The organism is Pediococcus sp. (assembly GCF_003533255.1).
GTDB lineage: Bacteria > Bacillota > Bacilli > Lactobacillales > Lactobacillaceae > Pediococcus > Pediococcus parvulus.
Window position 1 is genome coordinate 73,463 of record NZ_DOEM01000021.1, and the last position, 20,231, is coordinate 93,693.

Here is a 20,231-nt window from a genome sequence, read left to right on the forward strand (position 1 = left end):
GATTTCGATCCTGCCTCCGTCACACTTATACGCCCCCCTTTACCGACTTGAAGAACTCACTTATTCTTAGGACAGCTCGACATAACAAGCGTAAAGAAATAAGCATGCTTCCAGCAGGGAATTCTTTCCGCATCCAGCACTGGCCAGTCGTCCTACCTTTTTTCCGCTGAGCCCTAGGACAGCTCGACATAACAAGCGTAAAGAAATAAGCATGCTTCCAGCGGGGAATTCTCCCCGCATCCAGCACGCTTATTTCTTTACGCTTATCGTTATGTCTCACTCACTCTTCTTAATATCTCAATATTCCCGCAGCCACCTTATCCGTTGGCATATCTTCCGCATCCAACAGAACCACACGGCCTGCACTCTGCATCGTCTTATCCACAATATCCGTAATCAAATTATTACTTTGAGCTTCCGGCGTATCCGTATCCAGCTTGCCCTCTTCATCAATTCTACCTATCACCGTTGTATCATTTCTCACAAACAACGTATCAATCTGGCCAGCCACCGCGCATCTTACCAACTCACGCATATCACTCGTCGCCTTATTCTTATCCTTCGCCGTTTCATAACGCTGTTTTTGCACATCCATAATCTCTTCAAACCACTTATGTGCCACCGGACGCATTTTGTCCTCTAATTGATCCAATCCCAAGCCACTTGGCGATTCCTCAATTCGTAAATGCTTCGATAAGTTTTGATTTTTTGAAACTTGTCGGAAACGTGCCTGATTCTCTGGTAAAGCAAAAACAATTGTCATCAAGCCTTCTGGTTGCGCATAAGTTTCTGTAACATACTGATCTACCATTTGGTAATAGTTAATTTGATCATTTGTAATTTCTTGACTCTTCTCATTGTGACCGTGATAAGCTACTGCCACATCGCCGCCATGATTCGAAGCACCACGGAATGTGACCTCACCACCAACTAATTCATTGTCCCCCAATGCTTCCTTTAAAGTTCTCGGTGCATCCTCATCCAAACGAACTTTCTGCAAATCATAGCCTTCACCACGATAAAGCTCAAATGAAGTTTGATTAAGCGTCACTAATAAGTATTCGAATTTCATTTCAAGTTCTTGAATAATTGGTAAAACATTTGGTTTACGCGAAACAGAAACCTGATTCGTATATGCCTCTGCCAATTGGAAAGTTTCAATCCGGTCCATATTACCAATTAATACTGTTGAGCGACCCTTAGCGTTTAGCCAGAAACTGCTGTCATCGCCATAAATTCCCCAACGACTCAAACAGGCATCACAATCAACATCAGCAAATTGTTTATTAAACTTTTCTCTTGCTTCTTTTATTAAGTTCTTAAAAGTGATTTTTGTTTGTTGCACTTCTTTTAAATCGGCCGGATTATTCAAAATCATCGTGATAAATGGTCCGTCCTCTGAACGCACTAAATCATATAAATCATTTTGGTTAATTCGCATAGGTCATTCCTCCAGTAATAATATTAGATATGAAAGCCTTTTCTTCATCTTCTAACAGCATAGCATGTTTTTTAAAAAATAGCCAGTATAGTTATAACTTTCATAAGCTAAAAATTATCACCACTCTAATGAAACGCTAACCATCATTTACTGAAACAAGTCAAAATGAGCTTTCAAATACTTGCCAGTCTCACTTTTAGCTGTGTTTGCCACTTCTTTGGGAGTTCCTGCAGCAATAATTTGACCCCCGAATTGACCGCCCTTGGGGCCGAGATCAACCACATAATCCGCATTAGCAATAACGTCCAAATCATGTTCAATGATAATAATGGTAGCTCCTTGTTCGATCAGGCGATCAAATACGTGAATTAAGGTTTGAATATCCAGGGGATGTAGCCCTACGGAAGGTTCATCAAACACAAATAACGTGCCGCTTTGTTTACGCCCCATTTGTGAAACAAGCTTCAACCGTTGGGCTTCCCCACCGGATAAGATCGGAGTACTTTCGCCGAGAACTAAATATCCTAATCCCATTTCAGCCAGCTTTTCAAGAATCGTTTTGATGGCCGGAACATCGGCAAATACTGGTAACGCGTGCTCAACATCCAATGCCAAAATATCAGCAATTGAATAGCCATGCCATTTGACAGCTAATGTCTCATCATTGTAACGTTTCCCGTGACAAACAGGACACGTTTCCACCATATCCGGCAAATACTGAATATCAAGCGAAATTGTTCCAGTTCCTTTACAGTTAGGACAGGCTCCAGATCCCACGTTGTATGAAAAATGGCTAGCTGTCCACTTTTGCTGTTTGGCCGCTTCTGTGTCGGCAAATAAAACTCGCAAGGTGTCCAAAATTCCAGAGTAAGTGGCCACTGTCGATCGCACATTTTTCCCGACTGGCACAGAATCTACCATCACAAACCGGTGAATATGTGCACGATCCAAATGGCTGACATGACTTGGAATTGGCTCTTTTTTAATGGCCGCCTTAATGGCTGGAATCAAACTATCTAAAATCAAAGTCGTTTTTCCGGCACCAGAATAACCAGAAACCACGCTGAGACGTCCTTTCGGAAAATGGGCTGTAACGTCATGCAAGTTATAGCGATCCGAAACTCCAACCGCAATGTCACCTTTAGCAAATAATTGCCCCTTAGGAATTTGTTTGCGAACCAACAGCTTTGCAGTGCCATTTAAAAACGGCGCGATCAAGGATTTCGAACTTTTTTGAATTGTCGGAACCGTTCCTTGATCAATGACTGTTCCGCCATTTTTACCAGCACCCGGTCCAATTTCAATCACATAGTCTGCAGCCGAAATAATGCGTGTATCATGATCAACCACGACCAATGAATTGCCTTGCGCAACTAACTGATGCAAAATTTTAATCAGGCCGCTGACATTAGCGGGATGTAACCCAACCGAGGGTTCATCTAATACATATAAGACGCCCGTTGTTTGACTTCGCAGCGTTCTTCCCAACTGAATTCGTTGTAACTCACCAGTTGATAACGTATCACCAGCTCGATCAAGAGTTAAATAGTCTAAGCCTAAATCAAGAACCGGTTGCAAACTATCTTTCAATTCACCAACTAAACTGGCTCCTAATTCTTGCACTTGTTTTGGCAACCAAGGCCCAATTTTAGGCATAAATTGGGTTAATTCAGTTACAGTCATTTTTGAAACTTCAGCAATATTTTTATCGGCTAATTTAGTTTTTAATAGTTTGGGATCAAATCGGCTGCCATGACAAGTAGGGCAGGTATCAAATGAGTAGAACCGGTTCAAACGCTTGATTGCTCGTTCATTGGTAGTGGTCGCTAAACTATCCTCAACGGCTGCATAAGCATTTTCAAATTGAGCATTATCCATATGGAAAATTTTACCTGTTTTAGAAGGAATATTAATCGCATACTTTTTATTTTCACCATGCCAAACTTGCTCTTGATCTTTAGCACTCATCTGATTAAACGGGGTGTCAATCGGGATGCCGATTTGTTCCGCTACATAAATCATGAAGTTTCTCCCGGGCAACCGCCATGACGCAACCGCACCTTCCCGCAGAGTTTTCGTTTGATCAGGAATGAGTCGCTCCTTCACAATCTGACGAACCTTGCCAATTCCATTACATGTCGGACAAGCACCTTCCGAATTAAAGGCAAAGCTTTCTGCACCGGGCGCCATGAATTTCACGCCACAAGTTGGGCAAACCACGTACCCCATGTTTTCGGCAACCTCTAGTGTTGGCGGTACCCGATGCCCATTCGGACAGACATGTGAACCCAGACGAGAAAACATCAGTCGTAAAACGTTTAAACTCTCAGTCATGGTACCAACTGTCGAACGCACACCAGGCACCGTTGGCCGTTGACGCAGCGCCAAAGCAGAGGGTAGATACTTTACTTCATCCACGTTAGCCTTCCCAACTTGGCTAATGCGACGGCGGGTGTATGTCGATAAAGAATTCAAGTATCGGCGAGCACCTTCAGCATAAAGGACCCCCATTGCCAACGAAGATTTTCCGGATCCAGATTTGCCCGTAATTGCTACAAATGCGTTTAAGGGAATCGTCACATTGAGATTCTTTAAATTGTTAACATGTGCGCCCATCACCTCGATGTTATCAGGTATTGTTTCTTTATGCTGAATTGCCATTTAAACCGCCTCTTCTTTCCGTTATTCTCTCTTTCAGTATAACGCGGGCAAATAATAAGCCATAATAAAAACACGTTCTGAAGTTAATTCTGAACTTCAAAACGTGCTGGAAAACCAACTTTTCTTATACTAAGTAAATCACTACAATCAGTGCCCTTACAGCCACAAGTGCAGATGCTCCTGCCAACAATTTATTAACTTGCCATTAGTATGCAGCTATAAGTATGCTTCAAATAATTAATCTCTTCGTTGCACAAAAAAGGACCAGCTTCCACCGATCCTTAATCTACACTATTTAGCTAATTCTTCACGACCAACTTCAAGATAGTGGTCCATATCTTCTTGAGGAACCATGCTACCACCAGTTGCCCAGACAATATGATTAGCAGTTTTCAATGAAAAGTCTGCAGCTAGATTTCCTAATGCTTGGTCCATAATTGTGAAACCAGCTGCGGCAGATGGCTCCAAACCAATTTTCTCGGTCTCGTATAAACGAACAACATCTTCCATCATATCGCTATCATTAAACGTTGCGGTTCCCAACAATAACGTTCGCATATTTTTACCAGCAATTCTTGATGCGCGACCCACAGCCAAACCATCAGCCTTTGTGGTTCCATCAATGCCAATATCATAGACAGAAATTTTGTCGTTTAAACCGGTCACCATTCCTAAAGTAACAGATGGAATATGCGTCGGTTCCGCAAAAATTGCATGCACATGTTCGCCTAGGACCTTCTTTAATCCAAAGGTTACACCACTTGGACTACCACCAACACCAGCTGGCAAGTATACAAACAAAGGATGATCTTTATCAACCTTGATTCCTTGTGATTTTAACTGAGCTTGTAAACGTAAAGCCGCCACAGAGTAACCCAAGAACAAATCATATGAGCCTTCATCATCAATGAAGTAAGTCATCGGATCTTCAGCTGCCATTTTACGTGCTTCCGTGATGGCATGGGTAAAGTTATCATTGTACTCCACAACATTTACACCAAATGCCCGCAGTTTGTCTTTCTTCCATTGTGAAGCATCTGCTGACATATGCACAGAAGTCCGAAAACCAAGCTTTTGAGCCACAATTCCGATTGAAAGACCTAAATTACCTGTCGAACCAACCGCAATTCCATATTTAGCAAACAAATCGTGATACTTCTTGCTAGCTAGAACAGCATAATTATCTTCATAAATTAATCTGCCTTCGCGAACAGCAATCTTTTCAGCAAACTTCAATACTTCATAAATGCCGCCCCGTGACTTAATGGAGCCAGAGATTGGCAAGTAATTATCAGCTTTTAAGTACAAGCCGCCTTCAATTTTGTGAGCAAAAGTTTTATTTAAACGGGCTTTCATGTCAGGAAGATCAACTAATGGAGATTCAAGAATACCATGAGTGGCAACTGTTTCTGGAAAAGCGACTTCAAAGTAAGGTGCAAAACGATGGAATCGTGCTTCGGCATCAAAAATATCTTCGATTCCGATTGAGAGTTTGGCCTCTTTACCGTAATCTGGATTTCGCCAGAAAAATGGCTTCAAATCTTGCATGGTTTTTACTTCTGGGTACTTTTTAACTAAAGCATCGACATTCATTTTCTAGATCTCCCTATTCTTGTTTTTGTACGTTATCCAGTATAACAATAATATCACCATTTTTTAAGAGCACAACAAAAATTGTTCCAAACCTTAATTATGCAGCAGCCACAATACTAAAGGGCAGTAGATTTCTATTATGGCAGCGCACAACACAAAAATAATGGACCCACATTTAACTGCTCTTCCGTAAATCTTACTAGTTATTTACACATTCTTACTTTAATTTTACGCAGTGACTTCACCTTCATTCACATGATAAACATGATCGGCCACGCTCTGAATCACCATTCGATCATGGCTAGCAATTAAAATGGTTTTACCAGCATCACGCAATTTACGTAGCTTTTCTTCAAGTGCTCCTATGTCAATAAATGGCACGATATTTCACCTTTTTCACCGATTTAATTTGACTATGACTTACAACAACCTCATAACTGGCATGCCAAGATCCTCTAGTTGTATGGGCTACTTTATAAATAGAACTTGCTGACACATTATTAACCCCCATCAACTCAAACATTACCAAAAATCCTAAAAATATTCTTTTCATTAAAAAAACACCTTTCTCTCACAAACTTAAGAGAAAGGTGATAAAAATATAAGAAGGCAAAACGTTACATGAAGAAGGTAAAATGTTACATTCCTCATTTTGTCGTAAAAAACTCACCAAAACACAAAAATCGATAAATAAGGGACAGAAAATCAAAATTAGATTTTCCGTCCCTTATTTATTTAAAAAAACATTTAATTTTAGTACTTAATACCTTCATCCACATCATCCAAAGGCACAATAATCATGACATTCTTACGATAGACATTGACGTGATGAATGTCATGAGCCTTCAGCATATCAACTGCATTTTCGTAATTCCGCATATACTGCGTAGTATCATGCGCATCGGAGCCAATAGTAAACCGTTTGCCACCAAGTTGTTTATAAATTTCAAGGGCATAGTCATATAAACCGATGTTATGGTACTTATACATGCTAGTGGTGTTCAACTCAAAGGCCATATTATAACGTACAGCGAGTTTTAAAATGTTAGCCAACAACACTCCGGCCTTTGTTTCAAACATTCCTGAAGTTAAATTAAGTTGGCGTACACCATAGTCAAAATGAGCTAAGACATCAGCATCATGGAACGCATTAATTCCTTTCCACATCAAACGATAATACTGGTCAGCAACCTTCAATGGATCCATCTGCGAAACCATGCTGTCATCAAAATCATAATCAGGTCCCCGATGGAAACTCAAAAGCTTAATATCAAAGTCATGTTTTTTCAAATACGATTTGATATCCTTTTCGCGTCCAGCAAAATAGCCAATTTCCACACCTTTAAAAATGTGTTTGCCCGTGTCTTCTTCCAAACGGTGAATCTCGCGTGAATAAGCATCATAGTCAAATAAGTCATCACCATCTTTGTCATCAGGATCCTTAAAATCTAGATGTTCTGTGCTGACAAAATTATCTCCTGCAAGTTTCAAGTACGCCGCCATTTTTTCATCTGAATCAAATGAAAAATCTGTATGTACATGTTGATCATAATAATCCATAGAAAAACTCATCTCACTTATCGTTTATTTTGACTAGTTTTTTAAAATAGCCATGATGATACAAATCTTGTTTTAAATCTGCTAACGTGAAACGATGATAAAATGCACGATACTGGTCATCTGCTAACGTAAACAGATCCGTCAACGTTTCTGACATGTTACTAGAAATTTGATCTGTTTTGTTAATTCCTTCAGATCTGCCGGTAATAAAACGGGCATAGCTTAAAGTCGGTGGAATTGTGACATCATATAACTCACCAACGTTAATATCTGCTAACGCTTTTTTCAGCTGATAGCCACCGTTTTTCCCTACTGTTCCCTCAATATAACCTCTTTTATGGAGGACTGATAGAATATTGCGAATAACCACCGCATTCAGATCTAAAGAAGCGGCCAATTCTCGGCTAGCAATCTTACGAGGGCTGTTTGCTTCCAAGTAAAATAAACTGTGTACCGCAACTGAAAAATCCAATTTCATTCGATCGGGCCCCCTTGTCATGTTTACACATACATTTTAACACAATTATCAGTTTTCTAGGGGGTAACGGTGACCAAAACAGCCATTAAAAGCACGAATTTAAGTTGCTTCAAGCTCTTTATCTCATACATGTAATAGGCGTTTTGTTAATTGGCCTGAATTGCACGGTAAACGGCACCGATGATGCCAGCATCATTTCGTAATTTGGCCGGTTTCACTTCCGCAAAGGTCAAATCACGTACATCGCTATTCCGAGATTTCAAATCTGCAATCTTCGCTTGGAGACCTTCCATAAATTGTGAATTAGCAGAAATACCACCACCAATTAGTACAATTTCTGGATCCAAAGCCACCATTAGGTTAATAATTCCTTTCGCTAGCGCTGTGTAGAAGAAGTCTAAACTTTCTAAAGCAAGTTTATCTTTTTTATCAGCCAGCTCATAAATTACACGAGCATCGGTAACCTCTGGCTTATCGCTATGATGATTATAGTAGTTCAAGAGGCCAAACACCGTCGCTCCGGTAAAACTCAAACTATTCAATTCTAGGTGCTGATCATTATCCACATTCATAACCGACATCATTCCTAGTTCGCCAGCCATACCGTGGCCGCCGCGATAGATCTGATCGTTAATAATTAGACCACCGCCAATACCGGTACCGACAACCATGCAATAGTAATTGTGAAATCCAATCGCATTACCTTTCCACTGCTCCGCAAATGCCGCAGCGTTCGCATCGTTTTCCACCGTCGTTTTGATATCCGTACGTTTTTCGATTTCCTCTTTCAAATTAATTCCAAAGAAATCCTTAATTGCGCCTCCTGTTGTCATGAATCCATCTTTTTGAACAATCCCTGGTGCACTCACCCCGATGGCCGTAATTGGCTTTTCAGATTTAAACTGACTCACAATCGTTTCGATGTTTTGAAGAATCTCTTCACCTTTAATACTCGTTTTGACACTATCTTTTTCAATAATTTTACCTGTTTCATCCACTAATCCACATTTAATGGTTGTCCCACCAATGTCTAAACCAATATAATATTTCATTTTCCTAACTCCCTCGTATTATTTTTTATGTATGAAAAAGGATCGAGCCAAAACAATCAGATGATCGCCCGTTTATAGTTCAGATCCCTTTTTAAACGATCTTGTGATTTAGTACTTAAAATGATTTTGTGGATCCGAGATGCTATTTTCGACTGCTTAAGTTCGTATTTTGATTACTTTGAACTTTTATATCTGAAACGTGTTAAAGAGAGCAACTTCCTCCGCTTAGCTACGATAGTCAAACGATTCCTAACCCGAATCATTCGACTATCTATGCTAATGCTCAGAAGTTACCGCTCTCTTGAACACTCTATCTCAGATCTTCCCCATTACTAGCAATCACTTTCTTATACCAGTCAAATGAGTCCTTCTTCGAACGATTCAACGTTCCCTTACCATCATCATCCTTATCCACATAGATAAAGCCATAACGCTTAGACATTTGGCCCGTTCCTGCCGAAACCAAATCAATACAACCCCATGGCGTATAACCCATCAGATCCACACCATCCAGCTCTACCGCTTTTTCCATCTCAGCAATATGCGCACGCAAGTAGTCCACTCGATATGGATCGTGAATACTGCCGTCATCCTCAACCTTATCACGCGCACCCAAACCATTTTCAACAATAAACAATGGCAAATGATACCGATCCGTCAACCAATTCAATGAATAACGCAGTCCCACTGGATCAATTGGCCAGTCCCATTCACTAGTTTCCAATGTTGTATTCTTTGTCACAGGTTCCTCTGGGTTAATATCGCCATCTAAATCAATGCCATCTGCCTTCACAGTCATCGAATTGTAGTAACTTAAACCGATATAATCCACAGTACCCTGTTTCAAAATTTCGCGATCCTCATCAGTAATATCTTGACGATAACCTTTACGTTGCAAATAAGTCTCCACGTTATTTGGATAAACCCCATTTGCATGCACATCTGAGAACCAATAGCGGCGTTGCATCATGCGCTCTGCTAACATAATATTCTTAGGATCCGCATTCAGTGGATAAATTGGCGTCATATTAATCATGCACCCAATTTCGAAATCGGGATTAATTTCATGACCCAACTTAACAGCTTTAGCGCTAGCCACCAATTCATAGTGAGCTGCTTGGTACATTGTTGCTTCGCGGTCTTCCTTCTTCACGTTATTAAATAGAATTCCAGAATTTGTTGCTACCGCAAATTCACTGTTAAAATCGCTTTGATTATCGATTTCATTAAATGTCATCCAATATTTAACTTTGTTCTTGTAACGCTTAAAGCAGACTTCCGCAAAATTCGTGTAGAAATCAATCACCTTACGATTGGCAAAACCACCGTATTCTTTAATGAGATGATATGGCATCTCAAAATGGGCCAATGTGATAACTGGTTCAATGCCATATTTATGACATTCATCAAATAAATCATCATAAAATCTCAGTCCTGCTTCGTTAGGCTTATCTTCATCACCATTTGGAAAAATTCTGGTCCAAGCAATGGAGGTTCGGAAACATTTGAAGCCCATTTCAGCAAAAAGCTTCACATCTTCTTTGTAGCGATGGTAAAAATCAATGCCTTCATGATTAGGATAGTTTTTCCCTGGCAAAACACCGTCCGTGATTTCACGTGGAACACCATTGGCGCCCGCTGTCATCACATCTGCGACACTAACACCCTTGCCGCCTTCTTGCCAACCACCTTCAAGTTGATGAGCGGCAACTGCACCGCCCCATAGAAAACCATCCTTTAATTTACTCATGTTTTATGAACTCCTCTCATTTTGTAATAACGTACAATTCAAGTATAACTCACTTTGAAAACGTTTTACTAAAAATTGTTTGTTTACATTCACTTTCATAAAAAAGTCTATTCACTTTGATTTTCATCGCCATAAATAGACTTTTAAGTTTAACTAATTAGTCTGTTGCATGTTCTGTAGTTGCAGCAGCTTCAGCTTCTTTAGTATGAACTTCTGAATCTACAGCAGCCTGTTCTTGACCATACAAGATTTGATCTTGTTTGTGAGCAAAAGGCCAGTAAACGAAGAACGAAAGTACTAACACAATTGCTTGCCAAATCATCATCTTCCAGCCACCGACTAACAATCCGGAAATAATTGGCGGGGTTGTCCATGGAATATATACTCCATTCAAATATGGTAAAAAGCCAACTTTAATTAGCAAATATGTTGAGCCCATTGAAATAAGAGGCATTAACATAAATGGAATAACCAATAGTGGATTCATGACAACTGGAACACCGAAAAGGACAGGTTCGTTAATATTAAATAGCCCTGGAACAAATGACAATCTTCCGATACTCTTCATCTGTGCCGATTTTGCAAAGAAAGCCATAAATGCGACCAAGCCAATGGTCATGCCTGATCCAGTAACCGTACCAAACTGATCCAATAATGATTGAATAAAGATATGACCACCATTTGCGGCATTAACAATACCATGATTTGCATGAAAAATTGCGGCATTTTGTAAAGCATTGGCTTGCAAAATGGGACCCATTATTCCACCAACGATAACTGCGCCATGCACTCCGAAGAACCAGAAGAAAGGAATCAAAAGTGCAATAACTACTACACCACCAAATGAATCTGTCATCCCTTGTAATGGCGTTTGTACTACTTGATAAATCCATTGAGTCATTGTTGTATGAGCCGTGGCATCAAATAAGATATAAACTAGAAGCCAACCAGTAACAATTACAAAGGCTGGAATTAAAGCTACAAAAGAATCGGACACTGCTGGTGGAACTTGATCAGGCAACTTAATAGTCACATTGTGTCGAAGAAACATTGAATAAATCCAGCCAGTTAACAATCCAATAATAATAGCAGCGATCATTCCTTGACCGCCAAGCCAAGTACGATCGATAAATCCACCTAACATTGTAGGCGCTTGAGCAGCTGAAATAACAGTTTTAGTACCATTCATAACAGCAGTTGTGGGACGCATAATTAAGAAAAAGCTTACCAGTGCAGTCATCCCTGCTGGTAGTGGTTCAAAGCCATCATCTTTTACCCAGTTGTATGCAATTCCGACTACGGCAAAAATTGCTAAAACACCGAATGAAGCATTATAAGCTTGCGTCCAGTACGGCGTCAGCCCTGTTGCATTCATCCAGTTAGCTACAGCGGGTAATGGAAATGAGCTTAAAAGTAGAAATACTGACCCAACCATAATAAATGGCAAACTGACTAACATACCATTCTTTAAGGCTGTGACCGCTTTGGTATTAACAAACTTCATAATTGGGGGCAAAAGTTTGTTGTTAATCCAATCATTCATAAAATCACCTCAAATAATAATTGCTTACGACAAAAACCAATAAAATAAATAATAATCAATAAATCTTCGGCCAAAGATTATCTAAAATGAAGCGCTTTCAACAAACCCATTATAAACTTAACAAACCCCCGTGTATACCGTGTTTCTCAAATAGAAAACATGTTCCAAATAAGGTTGTTGTACCTCGTTTGGAACATGTTTCTTAATATTTGCTAGTCTGTTACATACCAGTATGTTATACCTGTTTTACCGCTTCATTAATTGGTGTTTCCCCTTCACTAATTGCAAATTCTTTTTTGATTGTGTTGTCATTATGCAAGGCACTGACAATTGTTTCGGCAACATCTTCACGGGCAATTTTGCCCTTTGTTTGGTCTAAAATGAGACCACCTTTACCGGCATCATTTGTTAATACTCCCGGTTTGATGATTGTGTAATCCAAACTAGTTTCATCTTTAAGATAAAGATCGGCATAATGCTTAGCCACATAATAAGGCTGAATAGCTGTCCAACGAGTCCGATCTTCAGCATTCATCGCACTCACAATCACAAATCGTTTGATTCCCGCCTTTTGTGTGGCTTCCATACTCTTAACCGCACCATCTAGGTCAATAAGTAGTGTTTGATCATCACCGGTTTTACCACCAGATCCAGCGCTAAAAACGACTGCATCCACACCAGCTAACACTTTTGCCATTTCATCAGGTTGTTCTGTTATATCGAACAACTGAGTTGCTGCCCCTTGATCTTCAAAAAAGTCACGTTGTTTGGCATCTCGAATACCAGCCACAACTTCATCTCCCCGATCAAGCAACTGTGCTACCAATAGTTTTCCAATTTGTCCATGGGCCCCAATTACAAATACTTTCATGAAATTACCTCCGTTTAATTAAATATACGTAACGTTTCAATTCTATAAATTCACACTAACATTTTCGCGTGGTATGTTGAACTAAAAGCCCTTGAAAGGTCGTTAACATGAAAAAAATCTTAATTCGCGTTTTCATTTTACTTGTCGCTGTTTTTGCCGGCTGTCTTTTTTACATTAATCATCGTGAGGCACCTTTAAATCACGTGAACGTTTCCCAATCAGACACGGCCACTATCTTAATTCCAGGATATAAGGGTGGCCAACACACTTTTAATGGGATGATTCGGCGCCTTAATCGCAAAAATCTGGCGCACGCTGCTCTACAGGTCAATATTGATTCTAACGGCCAAGCGCATTTTAAAAAAGTCGGTTCCTTAACACAAAATCCATTAATTCAGCTGACTTTTACTGACGACACAAATCCTCAAAAACAGATGCAAACTTTACCGGCCTTCATGAAGGAACTAAAAACTGTTTATCACATCAAAAATGTAGACTTCATCGCTCATTCAATGGGTGGTAGCGTGGTGTTAGCTTATTTGGAAAATAAACAAGTTCAAACTAGTCAATATCCCACCATCAAAAAGTTTGTCGCCATTGGTACTCCGTTTGGCTATATCACCCCAACCAATAGTTTAGCAACTGCTGCTGATAATCTTCCTAAAAACCTCCAGATATTGAATATTGGTGGCAATTTGAACCACACGGACTCTGATACTGCCGTCCCACTTAAAAGCAACAAAGCGTTGGCAGCCGTTGTAACCGATCACGTTGCCAGTTATCGCCACGTCACCATTTCAGGCAATCGTTTCGTGGCTCAGCACAGTGCCCTCCATGAAAATCCAAACGTTGATAAGTTGGTTGCAGAATTTTTGTGGAAATAGTTGGTCCTTCAAATGCAATTAATAAATTTCAATATCCACAACTTGAGGCATTGTTTCCAATACCGCGGTTAGTTTCTCCATATCAGTCGGTCCTTCAGATTGAACTGCTAAATGAACAACTGTAACTTCATCCGTTCTTCGTACATGCATACTTGTGACTTCAACATCTTCGGCCTGAAGTCGCTTTTGAATGATGGAGATATGATGATCACCGGGTTTCACCTGTAATCTTATCTCGTTGGTATTTGGCAATCGAAGCCAGCTCAAGTTTCGATGTAACATCACTTGTGTCCCTAGCACTAATAAAGCAGAAATGATTCCCACAACGTACATTCGCGCTCCAATTGCCATGCCAATTCCAGCTGTCGTCCATAAGCCAGTGGCCGTTGTCAAGCCGTTCACATCTTCATGTTTCACGATGATTGTCCCGGCACCAATAAACCCAATTCCACTCACGATCTGTGCAGCAATTCGTGAAGGATCCAATTCAAATCCTTTGTTACCAAGGACATCCATGAAACCATACTTTGACACGATCATCATCAACGCTGCACCCACAGCAATAATGATGTGGGTTCGTAACCCAGCAGTTTTGGCACGTGCATCACGTTCATAGCCAATCGCAAAACCACATGCGCCAGCAATTAATACCCGCAAAATTAAGTCAAGCTGTGTTGTCACATTCATTTAAAGCCTTACCTCCCCTAAATTTTAATATTAAAAAACAGGATCCTCTGTATTAATTATACAGTCGATCCTGTTTACACTTTAATGATTTGATTATTTATTTGCCGATGCTATCCACAAACGCTTCGACTTCTTGACGAGTTTTGCGGTCACCGTTAACAAAACGGCCGAGTTCTTCACCATTGTCTAAGGCGATGAAACTTGGAATTCCCATAACGCCGAATTTTTGCGCAATCTTGATATTAGCATCGCGATCTACTGTAATCCAATCGTACTGATCGTATTCAGCTTCAATTTCAGGCATTACTGGCTTAATGAATGCACAGTCAGGGCACCATCCAGCCGTAAAAAATAGCATCTTCTTACCAGTTTTAATCGCATCAAGGATTTCTTGATCCGTTAATTGTTGTTCTTGTGCATCCATAATAATTCCTCCCGTAAATTTAAACTTTAGTTGTCAAACACTTACTTTTTATAAGTCTTTGAACAATGAGTTAATTGTATCATATTCTTCTTTGGATAGGGTAACTTTTTGCGCACCTGCGTTTGCCTCAACCTGTTTAGCCTGTTTGGCGCCCGGAATAACCACTGTGACGTCTGGATTTTTAATATACCATGCTAACGCAATTTGGGCAATGGTTGCCTGATATTTATCAGCAATCGGTTGTACTTTTTGAACCTGTTTGATAATTTTGGCAAAACGCTCACCACGAAAATCCGGGTTACTATGCCGAATGTCATCCGAAGCAAATGAAACTACGCTGGAATACTTTCCAGTTAATAAACCAGATGCCAATGGGAAAAACGGTACAAACGAAATGTTATTAGCTTTCAAATAAGGCATCAATTCTTTTTCTGCATCCCGATGAATCAAGCTATATTGATTTTCCACAATATCAACTAACCCGTCTTTATTGGCTTCTTTAACCTGATCAAGGCTCACATTTGAAATCCCAATCGCTTTAATTTTACCCTCTTGTCGTTTTTCATCTAAGGCTTTAACTGCTTCGTTTAACGGTGTTTTACCATCTGGAAAATGAATATAGAAAATATCAATGTAACTTGTTTTCAAACGTTTAAGGACATCTTCGACAGCCTGTTTTAAAAACTCAGGTGAATTATCTAGTTGATCGGGATGTCCTGGCGTTTGTGCGGCCTTGGTTGCAATCACAATTTTTTTACGATCATAGCCCTGAATTGCCTGACCAATTAACTCTTCCGAACGGCCGAATCCATAGGCATAGGCTGTGTCTAGAAAGTTGATTCCGTTATTCAAAGCCGTTTTAACAATTTTAACTCCCTCAGCGTCATTTAAATTAGGGAATAAATTATGTCCACCAACCGCATTGGTTCCTAAGCCAAGTGGTGTTCCCAACACATCTGTTTTACCAATTTTTACTTTTTCTACCATTATTTGCCTCCTATATAGACTTAATCACATCTTCCATTCTGAACGCCATTCATTAAAAAAGCATATAATTTGGCTCAAATCAGCAAACTAAATTAAATCTTAAAAAAATAGCCCTTGTGCAGGTTTATCCCACATTCGAAGCTAGTGCGTTAGTTTCATTTAATTCAGAAGCACTGATTGGCACATTACGGGTTTGCATATTAGGCAATGTCACATAATCATCCCATAAAAACTCATTTAGAGCATTAAAAACCATTGGATTATGATTTAAACTGCAATGATATCCTTCTTCGCCTGTAATTAAGAGTTCTCGATAATCCTTTAAAACTCCGTGTAACAAGTATTTAACAGATCGAGCAGAGTTCACTGACACGAAACAATCGTTATCCAAGTAGCCATCGACTTTGCCCACAACGTTGAATAATTGAACGTCCTTTGGAAAATGATCACGATACTGCAACATTCGTTTAAAATGTCTGGTTTGATGCGAGGGACGATGATCCATCTTTAATAACGCAGGAACCGATTTGGCATGCAAGAAACCACGAAGCCCATTAAAGGGTCCAGCTATGGTCACCAACTTTTTTAGTTTAGGCACCCGCAAATCATCCCCATACATTAACGCTTCATTGACAAGATCGTTGCTACCTAAAGAGTGACCAACACCGTTATATTCCATCACATTGAACTCTCGTTTTAGGAGGATCAACAAACTATGTAACCAATTGATTTGAACAAACTCTGGGGCACGATTATTTTCAAACAAAACTTGGATAATTGGATTTTTAACATTCATTTTTTCAGAACCGGTAATAGAGATTCGACCATAACGCGTAATGGTTGCCGTCATGATTTGTTTGGCCCAACCTGCATGTTGAGCCGCTGAAATCATATGACTTGTTGAGCCCACGCCACCATTAAAACCGTGAACAAAAATGGTTGCTGCATTCATTTAAATCCCCCATTTACATTTAAATTAGGTTGCCACCCTACTTAATAGGCAACATCGCTCATTCTACTATTTTATGAGGGCAAAAGAAAGCTCTACGTGTGTACATAAAACGCGTCTAGACAACGATTGTCTAAACGCGCTAGTCATTACTTGTAAATGTTTAACTAATCCAAAATGGTCGCTGAGTTACCCAAAAATTCAGATCAAATTTTTGCTTTTGAATATTTTCACCATTTACCTGACCGTTTTCAGGTAAATCAGTTTGAATATGTAATCGTTGCGAACGAAAATGGTGAACAGCAGATGACTTAAGGTGATTACCAGTAGTCAGCATTTCACCGAATAGCTTTACAAAGCGTAACACGCCAATTTGTTCCACAACAATTAAGTCCAATTTACCATCATGTAAATCAGCAATTGGCATAATCGGAACCCCACCACCAAAATATTTAATATTGGTGGTCGTGACCAAAAACGCACGATTAAACCGGTGCTGATCCTGTTCCGTTTTTACAGATAAACCAAAGGATTTTTGTTTGAAAAAGGTTTTAATTAAAGAAGAGACGTATGCGCCGGACTCCAAATGATATTTACGCAAATGGTCTTTTTGACCAGCATTGGCAGCATGAACCACCGAAGCATCAAACCCAATTCCCACGTTATTTGTAAACAGAGTGGCGTGTGAATCCAATCGATTTTGATAGGCGCCCACATCTAAGCTAGTCGCATGCTGAACTTCAAGAAGTTTTTGCAACGCCACTAACGGTTGAGTTGGCAAATTGATTCCGCGGGCAAAATCATTTCCAGATCCAGCCGGAATATAACCTAATGGAATTTGATCGCCCCCACCACGATGCAATCCGTTTAAAACTTCATGTAAAGTTCCATCGCCGCCAACAGCCACAACGACCCATTTTGCATCATACTTATGACGGAGGGCAAAATCAGTCGCCAATTGGACGCCATGTCCAGGATGGTTGGTCATCATTACCCGATAATCAACCTTTTCTTCCTTCAATTGAACTTCAATTTTTTGCCAGATATGCTTAGCTTTCCCTGCTCCCGCAAAGACATTTACCACCATCAAAAAACTCGGTCGTATTTCTGTCATTTGAATTCACCACACTTAACTTGTAATCATTACGAATTAGTTTAACATATGAATTCACACATAAACCAGCCCTATTGCGACCTTAACTGATTTTTTATAAAAGTTAAACATGAAAAAACAGTAAAGGATTGCACCCTAATATTTCGTGGATGCAATCCTTCATTGATTAAGCCTCTTTTATCCACTGCTTCAAGAAATGGGCAATGGTCTGTTGATATTTTTGCGGATCTGTTAAGCGTGATTCCACGTGATCTGCGCCCGGAACTTCATGACTTTCCTTAGGCAATTGTTTTGCCAGTGATGCTTTAATTTCTGCCATCATTTCAACCGGCACGTAACGGTCGGCATCCCCGTGAATCATCAAAACTGGGATGGTAATATTTGACGCTTGATGCGCAATATCGGCTTCTTTTAAGGAATAACCGCCAGTAACTCGCGTCATTAAACTCACAAACGTGCTAATAAATGGGGGTAAATAAAAATGATGCCCTAAACGATAACTAAATTCTTTCTGGGCCGAACTGAAGCCACTATCTTCCACTACAGCTTTTACATTGTCAGGTAAATCAGGTTCACCTGCTGTGGCCAATACAGTTGCAGCTCCCATGCTGATCCCAAATAAAACAATTTGTTGAGGTGTTTTGCTACGCGAATTGATTTCTTCAATCCATTTAATGTAGTCACGTCGATCTAGCCAGCCAAAACCGACAATATTTCCGTCACTTACTCCGTGGCCCCGAGCGTCTGGCATCAAAACATTGTAGCCCAAATCCATAAATAATTTAGCATACGGAATCATTTGTTCATGGGCATGATGGTACCCATGCGCGAGAATGACTGTTTTATCACTATTGTTTGAAATATAGGCGGCCACTAAATGAATGCCATCTTCCGCACGAATAAACCACGTCTGCTTAATCAGTTGCTTATACCAATTATATGTGTCTGGCGTGTTGTCTTTACTGCGAGCATTCCGAATTGCGCGTCGTTTATGCGCATCAGAATTGATAATTCCCATCTGATAACTCACTAAACTGCTAATGCCTAGGCTGGCTGCCACACCAATCAACGATATGCCGGCGATTTTTAAAGCTTTTTTTGTATGCACGTCATCATCTCCAATCAATCTTTTTATATTAAAGTGGTCGCTTCACCATTTGAATAGTTTCAATTAGTGAAACCCTTTTCTTCTTTATTATATCTTAGTTTGATGATGAAAATGTGAAAATCGTTTTGAATTGGTGGTAATTTTGTGCATTTGCACGGGCGCGTCAGCTAAATACATTAATTTTATTGATACTTATAATTCAATAGTTGATTAAGAATCATAATTCAATGATTTTCATAAAGCAAAAACATTTCCAAAATTTCAATTAAATTTTGAATTCTCTCTTCACTAATTTTGCGGTATACTAATTAAGTAAGCTTTTTGGGCCCTTAGCTCAGCTGGGAGAGCGCTTGCTTCGCATGCAAGAGGTCGACGGTTCAAATCCGTTAGGGTCCATTGATAGGAAAATACTGATACAGACATGTGGCTTAAATGCCTGCTGTATCAGTCTTTTTATTTAGTTTTGTATTGTTTTTTAATCATCAAAGGACATTCACGAAATAACTTAAGATAATTTAATAAGCCCTTGCGGTCGGGAATAACTGTTATCCATTTTGGATAACAATTTTTTTGTGGTGACAGTCAATAACATTAATCTTAAAAACCAATACCATTTACCACTTAATTTCAAGACCTTATTTTAACTTTTTTTGTGCTATCCTTATTATTGTGATAAGTGTATTTGTGAAATTGCATGGTAGCGCTGAAATTTAAAAACGGAGGCGATGCCAATGCAAAAACTTTTTGTTTTGACATTTAATTATGTGGAGTACTGGGGACAGCGTCTATCCAGTGTTACCAAAATTTAGATGGTTCCCTGAAACTATTAATGCTATGCATGGTCTTTCAGAACGTGTACAGTTTGGTGTTTTAGGTACAATTATTATTATCGTGTTGTGTTTAACACTTATGGTATGTAAGGTTTTGTAGACAAAATAAAAAACCGCTTTGCTTGGAGGCAACGGTTTAAGATAAAGCAATCTATTAACAATCAGCGCTAACAAGTTATTTTACAAGTTGCAAGCATATACTGACCACACGGACTGGGGAGGAACATCCCTAGTTCTTTTTTGTTTACAAAACAATGGTACACGTTTTGCTGTTTTTTGACAAGCAGTAACAGCAAAAA

General features: G+C 39.6%; 17 protein-coding genes and 1 tRNA gene. 2 read left to right on the top strand and 16 right to left on the bottom strand.

Annotated features, from left to right (window positions below; genetic code table 11):
• Nucleotides 1–289: 289 nt before the first annotated feature.
• The 10 genes from DD627_RS04935 to DD627_RS04980 form a co-directional block, all read right to left on the bottom strand.
• Complete coding sequence (locus tag DD627_RS04935) at nucleotides 290–1,441, bottom strand: baeRF6 domain-containing protein (RefSeq protein ID WP_260267278.1); 1,152 nt, start codon at nucleotides 1,439–1,441, stop codon at nucleotides 290–292.
• Nucleotides 1,442–1,588: 147 nt separating this feature from the next.
• The gene (locus tag DD627_RS04940; RefSeq protein WP_260274769.1) at nucleotides 1,589–4,102 is read right to left on the bottom strand and encodes an excinuclease ABC subunit UvrA; all 2,514 of its coding nucleotides are present in this window, start codon (nucleotides 4,100–4,102) and stop codon (nucleotides 1,589–1,591) included.
• Nucleotides 4,103–4,393: 291 nt separating this feature from the next.
• Nucleotides 4,394–5,695, bottom strand: a complete 1,302-nt coding sequence (dsdA, locus tag DD627_RS04945; protein WP_260274768.1) for a D-serine ammonia-lyase — start codon at nucleotides 5,693–5,695, stop codon at nucleotides 4,394–4,396.
• 228 nt (nucleotides 5,696–5,923) lie between these two features.
• Nucleotides 5,924–6,076, bottom strand: a complete 153-nt coding sequence (locus tag DD627_RS04950; RefSeq protein ID WP_260267274.1) for a P-loop NTPase family protein — start codon at nucleotides 6,074–6,076, stop codon at nucleotides 5,924–5,926.
• A gap of 372 nt (nucleotides 6,077–6,448) precedes the next feature.
• Complete coding sequence (locus tag DD627_RS04955) at nucleotides 6,449–7,255, bottom strand: PHP domain-containing protein (protein ID WP_260274767.1); 807 nt, start codon at nucleotides 7,253–7,255, stop codon at nucleotides 6,449–6,451.
• A 13-nt stretch (nucleotides 7,256–7,268) separates the two neighbouring features.
• Nucleotides 7,269–7,733, bottom strand: coding sequence for an RrF2 family transcriptional regulator (locus DD627_RS04960; RefSeq protein WP_057783026.1), 465 nt, complete (start codon nucleotides 7,731–7,733; stop codon nucleotides 7,269–7,271).
• 146 nt (nucleotides 7,734–7,879) lie between these two features.
• Entirely contained in the window at nucleotides 7,880–8,785 is a 906-nt protein-coding gene (locus DD627_RS04965) for an ROK family protein (protein ID WP_068807232.1), read from the bottom strand.
• 310 nt (nucleotides 8,786–9,095) lie between these two features.
• Nucleotides 9,096–10,535, bottom strand: coding sequence for a 6-phospho-beta-glucosidase (locus DD627_RS04970; RefSeq protein WP_260267272.1), 1,440 nt, complete (start codon nucleotides 10,533–10,535; stop codon nucleotides 9,096–9,098).
• Nucleotides 10,536–10,692: 157 nt separating this feature from the next.
• Nucleotides 10,693–12,078: a PTS sugar transporter subunit IIC gene (locus tag DD627_RS04975; protein ID WP_260274766.1), complete on the bottom strand. Its 1,386-nt coding sequence runs from the start codon at nucleotides 12,076–12,078 to the stop codon at nucleotides 10,693–10,695.
• A gap of 235 nt (nucleotides 12,079–12,313) precedes the next feature.
• Complete coding sequence (locus DD627_RS04980; protein WP_260274765.1) at nucleotides 12,314–12,949, bottom strand: SDR family oxidoreductase; 636 nt, start codon at nucleotides 12,947–12,949, stop codon at nucleotides 12,314–12,316.
• A gap of 107 nt (nucleotides 12,950–13,056) precedes the next feature.
• Here DD627_RS04980 and DD627_RS04985 point away from each other — a divergent pair, with 107 nt between their 5' ends.
• Nucleotides 13,057–13,833, top strand: a complete 777-nt coding sequence (locus DD627_RS04985; RefSeq protein ID WP_068807220.1) for an alpha/beta hydrolase — start codon at nucleotides 13,057–13,059, stop codon at nucleotides 13,831–13,833.
• Between the two features lie 18 nt (nucleotides 13,834–13,851).
• Here the strand turns inward: DD627_RS04985 and DD627_RS04990 are convergent, their stop codons facing one another.
• The 6 genes from DD627_RS04990 to DD627_RS05015 form a co-directional block, all read right to left on the bottom strand.
• Nucleotides 13,852–14,520 carry an MgtC/SapB family protein gene (locus tag DD627_RS04990; RefSeq protein WP_057783015.1) on the bottom strand — a complete coding sequence of 223 codons (669 nt, stop codon included), beginning with the start codon at nucleotides 14,518–14,520 and terminating at the stop codon, nucleotides 13,852–13,854.
• Between the two features lie 97 nt (nucleotides 14,521–14,617).
• On the bottom strand, nucleotides 14,618–14,944 hold the full coding sequence (locus tag DD627_RS04995) for a thioredoxin family protein (protein WP_057783013.1): 327 nt from the start codon (nucleotides 14,942–14,944) through the stop codon (nucleotides 14,618–14,620).
• Nucleotides 14,945–14,992: 48 nt separating this feature from the next.
• Entirely contained in the window at nucleotides 14,993–15,931 is a 939-nt protein-coding gene (locus DD627_RS05000) for an aldo/keto reductase (protein WP_375710190.1), read from the bottom strand.
• 124 nt (nucleotides 15,932–16,055) lie between these two features.
• Nucleotides 16,056–16,883, bottom strand: coding sequence for an alpha/beta hydrolase (locus tag DD627_RS05005; RefSeq protein ID WP_260274764.1), 828 nt, complete (start codon nucleotides 16,881–16,883; stop codon nucleotides 16,056–16,058).
• Nucleotides 16,884–17,043: 160 nt separating this feature from the next.
• The gene (locus DD627_RS05010) at nucleotides 17,044–17,994 is read right to left on the bottom strand and encodes a diacylglycerol/lipid kinase family protein (RefSeq protein WP_057783007.1); all 951 of its coding nucleotides are present in this window, start codon (nucleotides 17,992–17,994) and stop codon (nucleotides 17,044–17,046) included.
• A 166-nt stretch (nucleotides 17,995–18,160) separates the two neighbouring features.
• On the bottom strand, nucleotides 18,161–19,102 hold the full coding sequence (locus tag DD627_RS05015; protein ID WP_260274763.1) for an alpha/beta hydrolase: 942 nt from the start codon (nucleotides 19,100–19,102) through the stop codon (nucleotides 18,161–18,163).
• A 323-nt stretch (nucleotides 19,103–19,425) separates the two neighbouring features.
• Here DD627_RS05015 and DD627_RS05020 point away from each other — a divergent pair.
• A tRNA-Ala gene (locus DD627_RS05020) sits at nucleotides 19,426–19,498 on the top strand.
• The last annotated feature ends 733 nt before the right edge of the window (nucleotides 19,499–20,231 follow it).

Excerpts from the sequence above, each read along its gene's own strand:
- DD627_RS04935 (WP_260267278.1), bottom strand. The coding sequence starts at position 1,441 with ATGCGAATTAACCAAAATGATTTATATGATTTAGTGCGTTCAGAGGAC.
- DD627_RS04940 (WP_260274769.1), bottom strand. The coding sequence starts at position 4,102 with ATGGCAATTCAGCATAAAGAAACAATACCTGATAACATCGAGGTGATG.
- dsdA (WP_260274768.1), bottom strand. The coding sequence starts at position 5,695 with ATGAATGTCGATGCTTTAGTTAAAAAGTACCCAGAAGTAAAAACCATG.
- DD627_RS04955 (WP_260274767.1), bottom strand. The coding sequence starts at position 7,255 with ATGGATTATTATGATCAACATGTACATACAGATTTTTCATTTGATTCA.
- DD627_RS04960 (WP_057783026.1), bottom strand. The coding sequence starts at position 7,733 with ATGAAATTGGATTTTTCAGTTGCGGTACACAGTTTATTTTACTTGGAA.
- DD627_RS04965 (WP_068807232.1), bottom strand. The coding sequence starts at position 8,785 with ATGAAATATTATATTGGTTTAGACATTGGTGGGACAACCATTAAATGT.
- DD627_RS04970 (WP_260267272.1), bottom strand. The coding sequence starts at position 10,535 with ATGAGTAAATTAAAGGATGGTTTTCTATGGGGCGGTGCAGTTGCCGCT.
- DD627_RS04975 (WP_260274766.1), bottom strand. The coding sequence starts at position 12,078 with ATGAATGATTGGATTAACAACAAACTTTTGCCCCCAATTATGAAGTTT.
- DD627_RS04980 (WP_260274765.1), bottom strand. The coding sequence starts at position 12,949 with ATGAAAGTATTTGTAATTGGGGCCCATGGACAAATTGGAAAACTATTG.
- DD627_RS04985 (WP_068807220.1), top strand. The coding sequence starts at position 13,057 with ATGAAAAAAATCTTAATTCGCGTTTTCATTTTACTTGTCGCTGTTTTT.
- DD627_RS04990 (WP_057783015.1), bottom strand. The coding sequence starts at position 14,520 with ATGAATGTGACAACACAGCTTGACTTAATTTTGCGGGTATTAATTGCT.
- DD627_RS04995 (WP_057783013.1), bottom strand. The coding sequence starts at position 14,944 with ATGGATGCACAAGAACAACAATTAACGGATCAAGAAATCCTTGATGCG.
- DD627_RS05000 (WP_375710190.1), bottom strand. The coding sequence starts at position 15,931 with ATGGTAGAAAAAGTAAAAATTGGTAAAACAGATGTGTTGGGAACACCA.
- DD627_RS05005 (WP_260274764.1), bottom strand. The coding sequence starts at position 16,883 with ATGAATGCAGCAACCATTTTTGTTCACGGTTTTAATGGTGGCGTGGGC.
- DD627_RS05010 (WP_057783007.1), bottom strand. The coding sequence starts at position 17,994 with ATGACAGAAATACGACCGAGTTTTTTGATGGTGGTAAATGTCTTTGCG.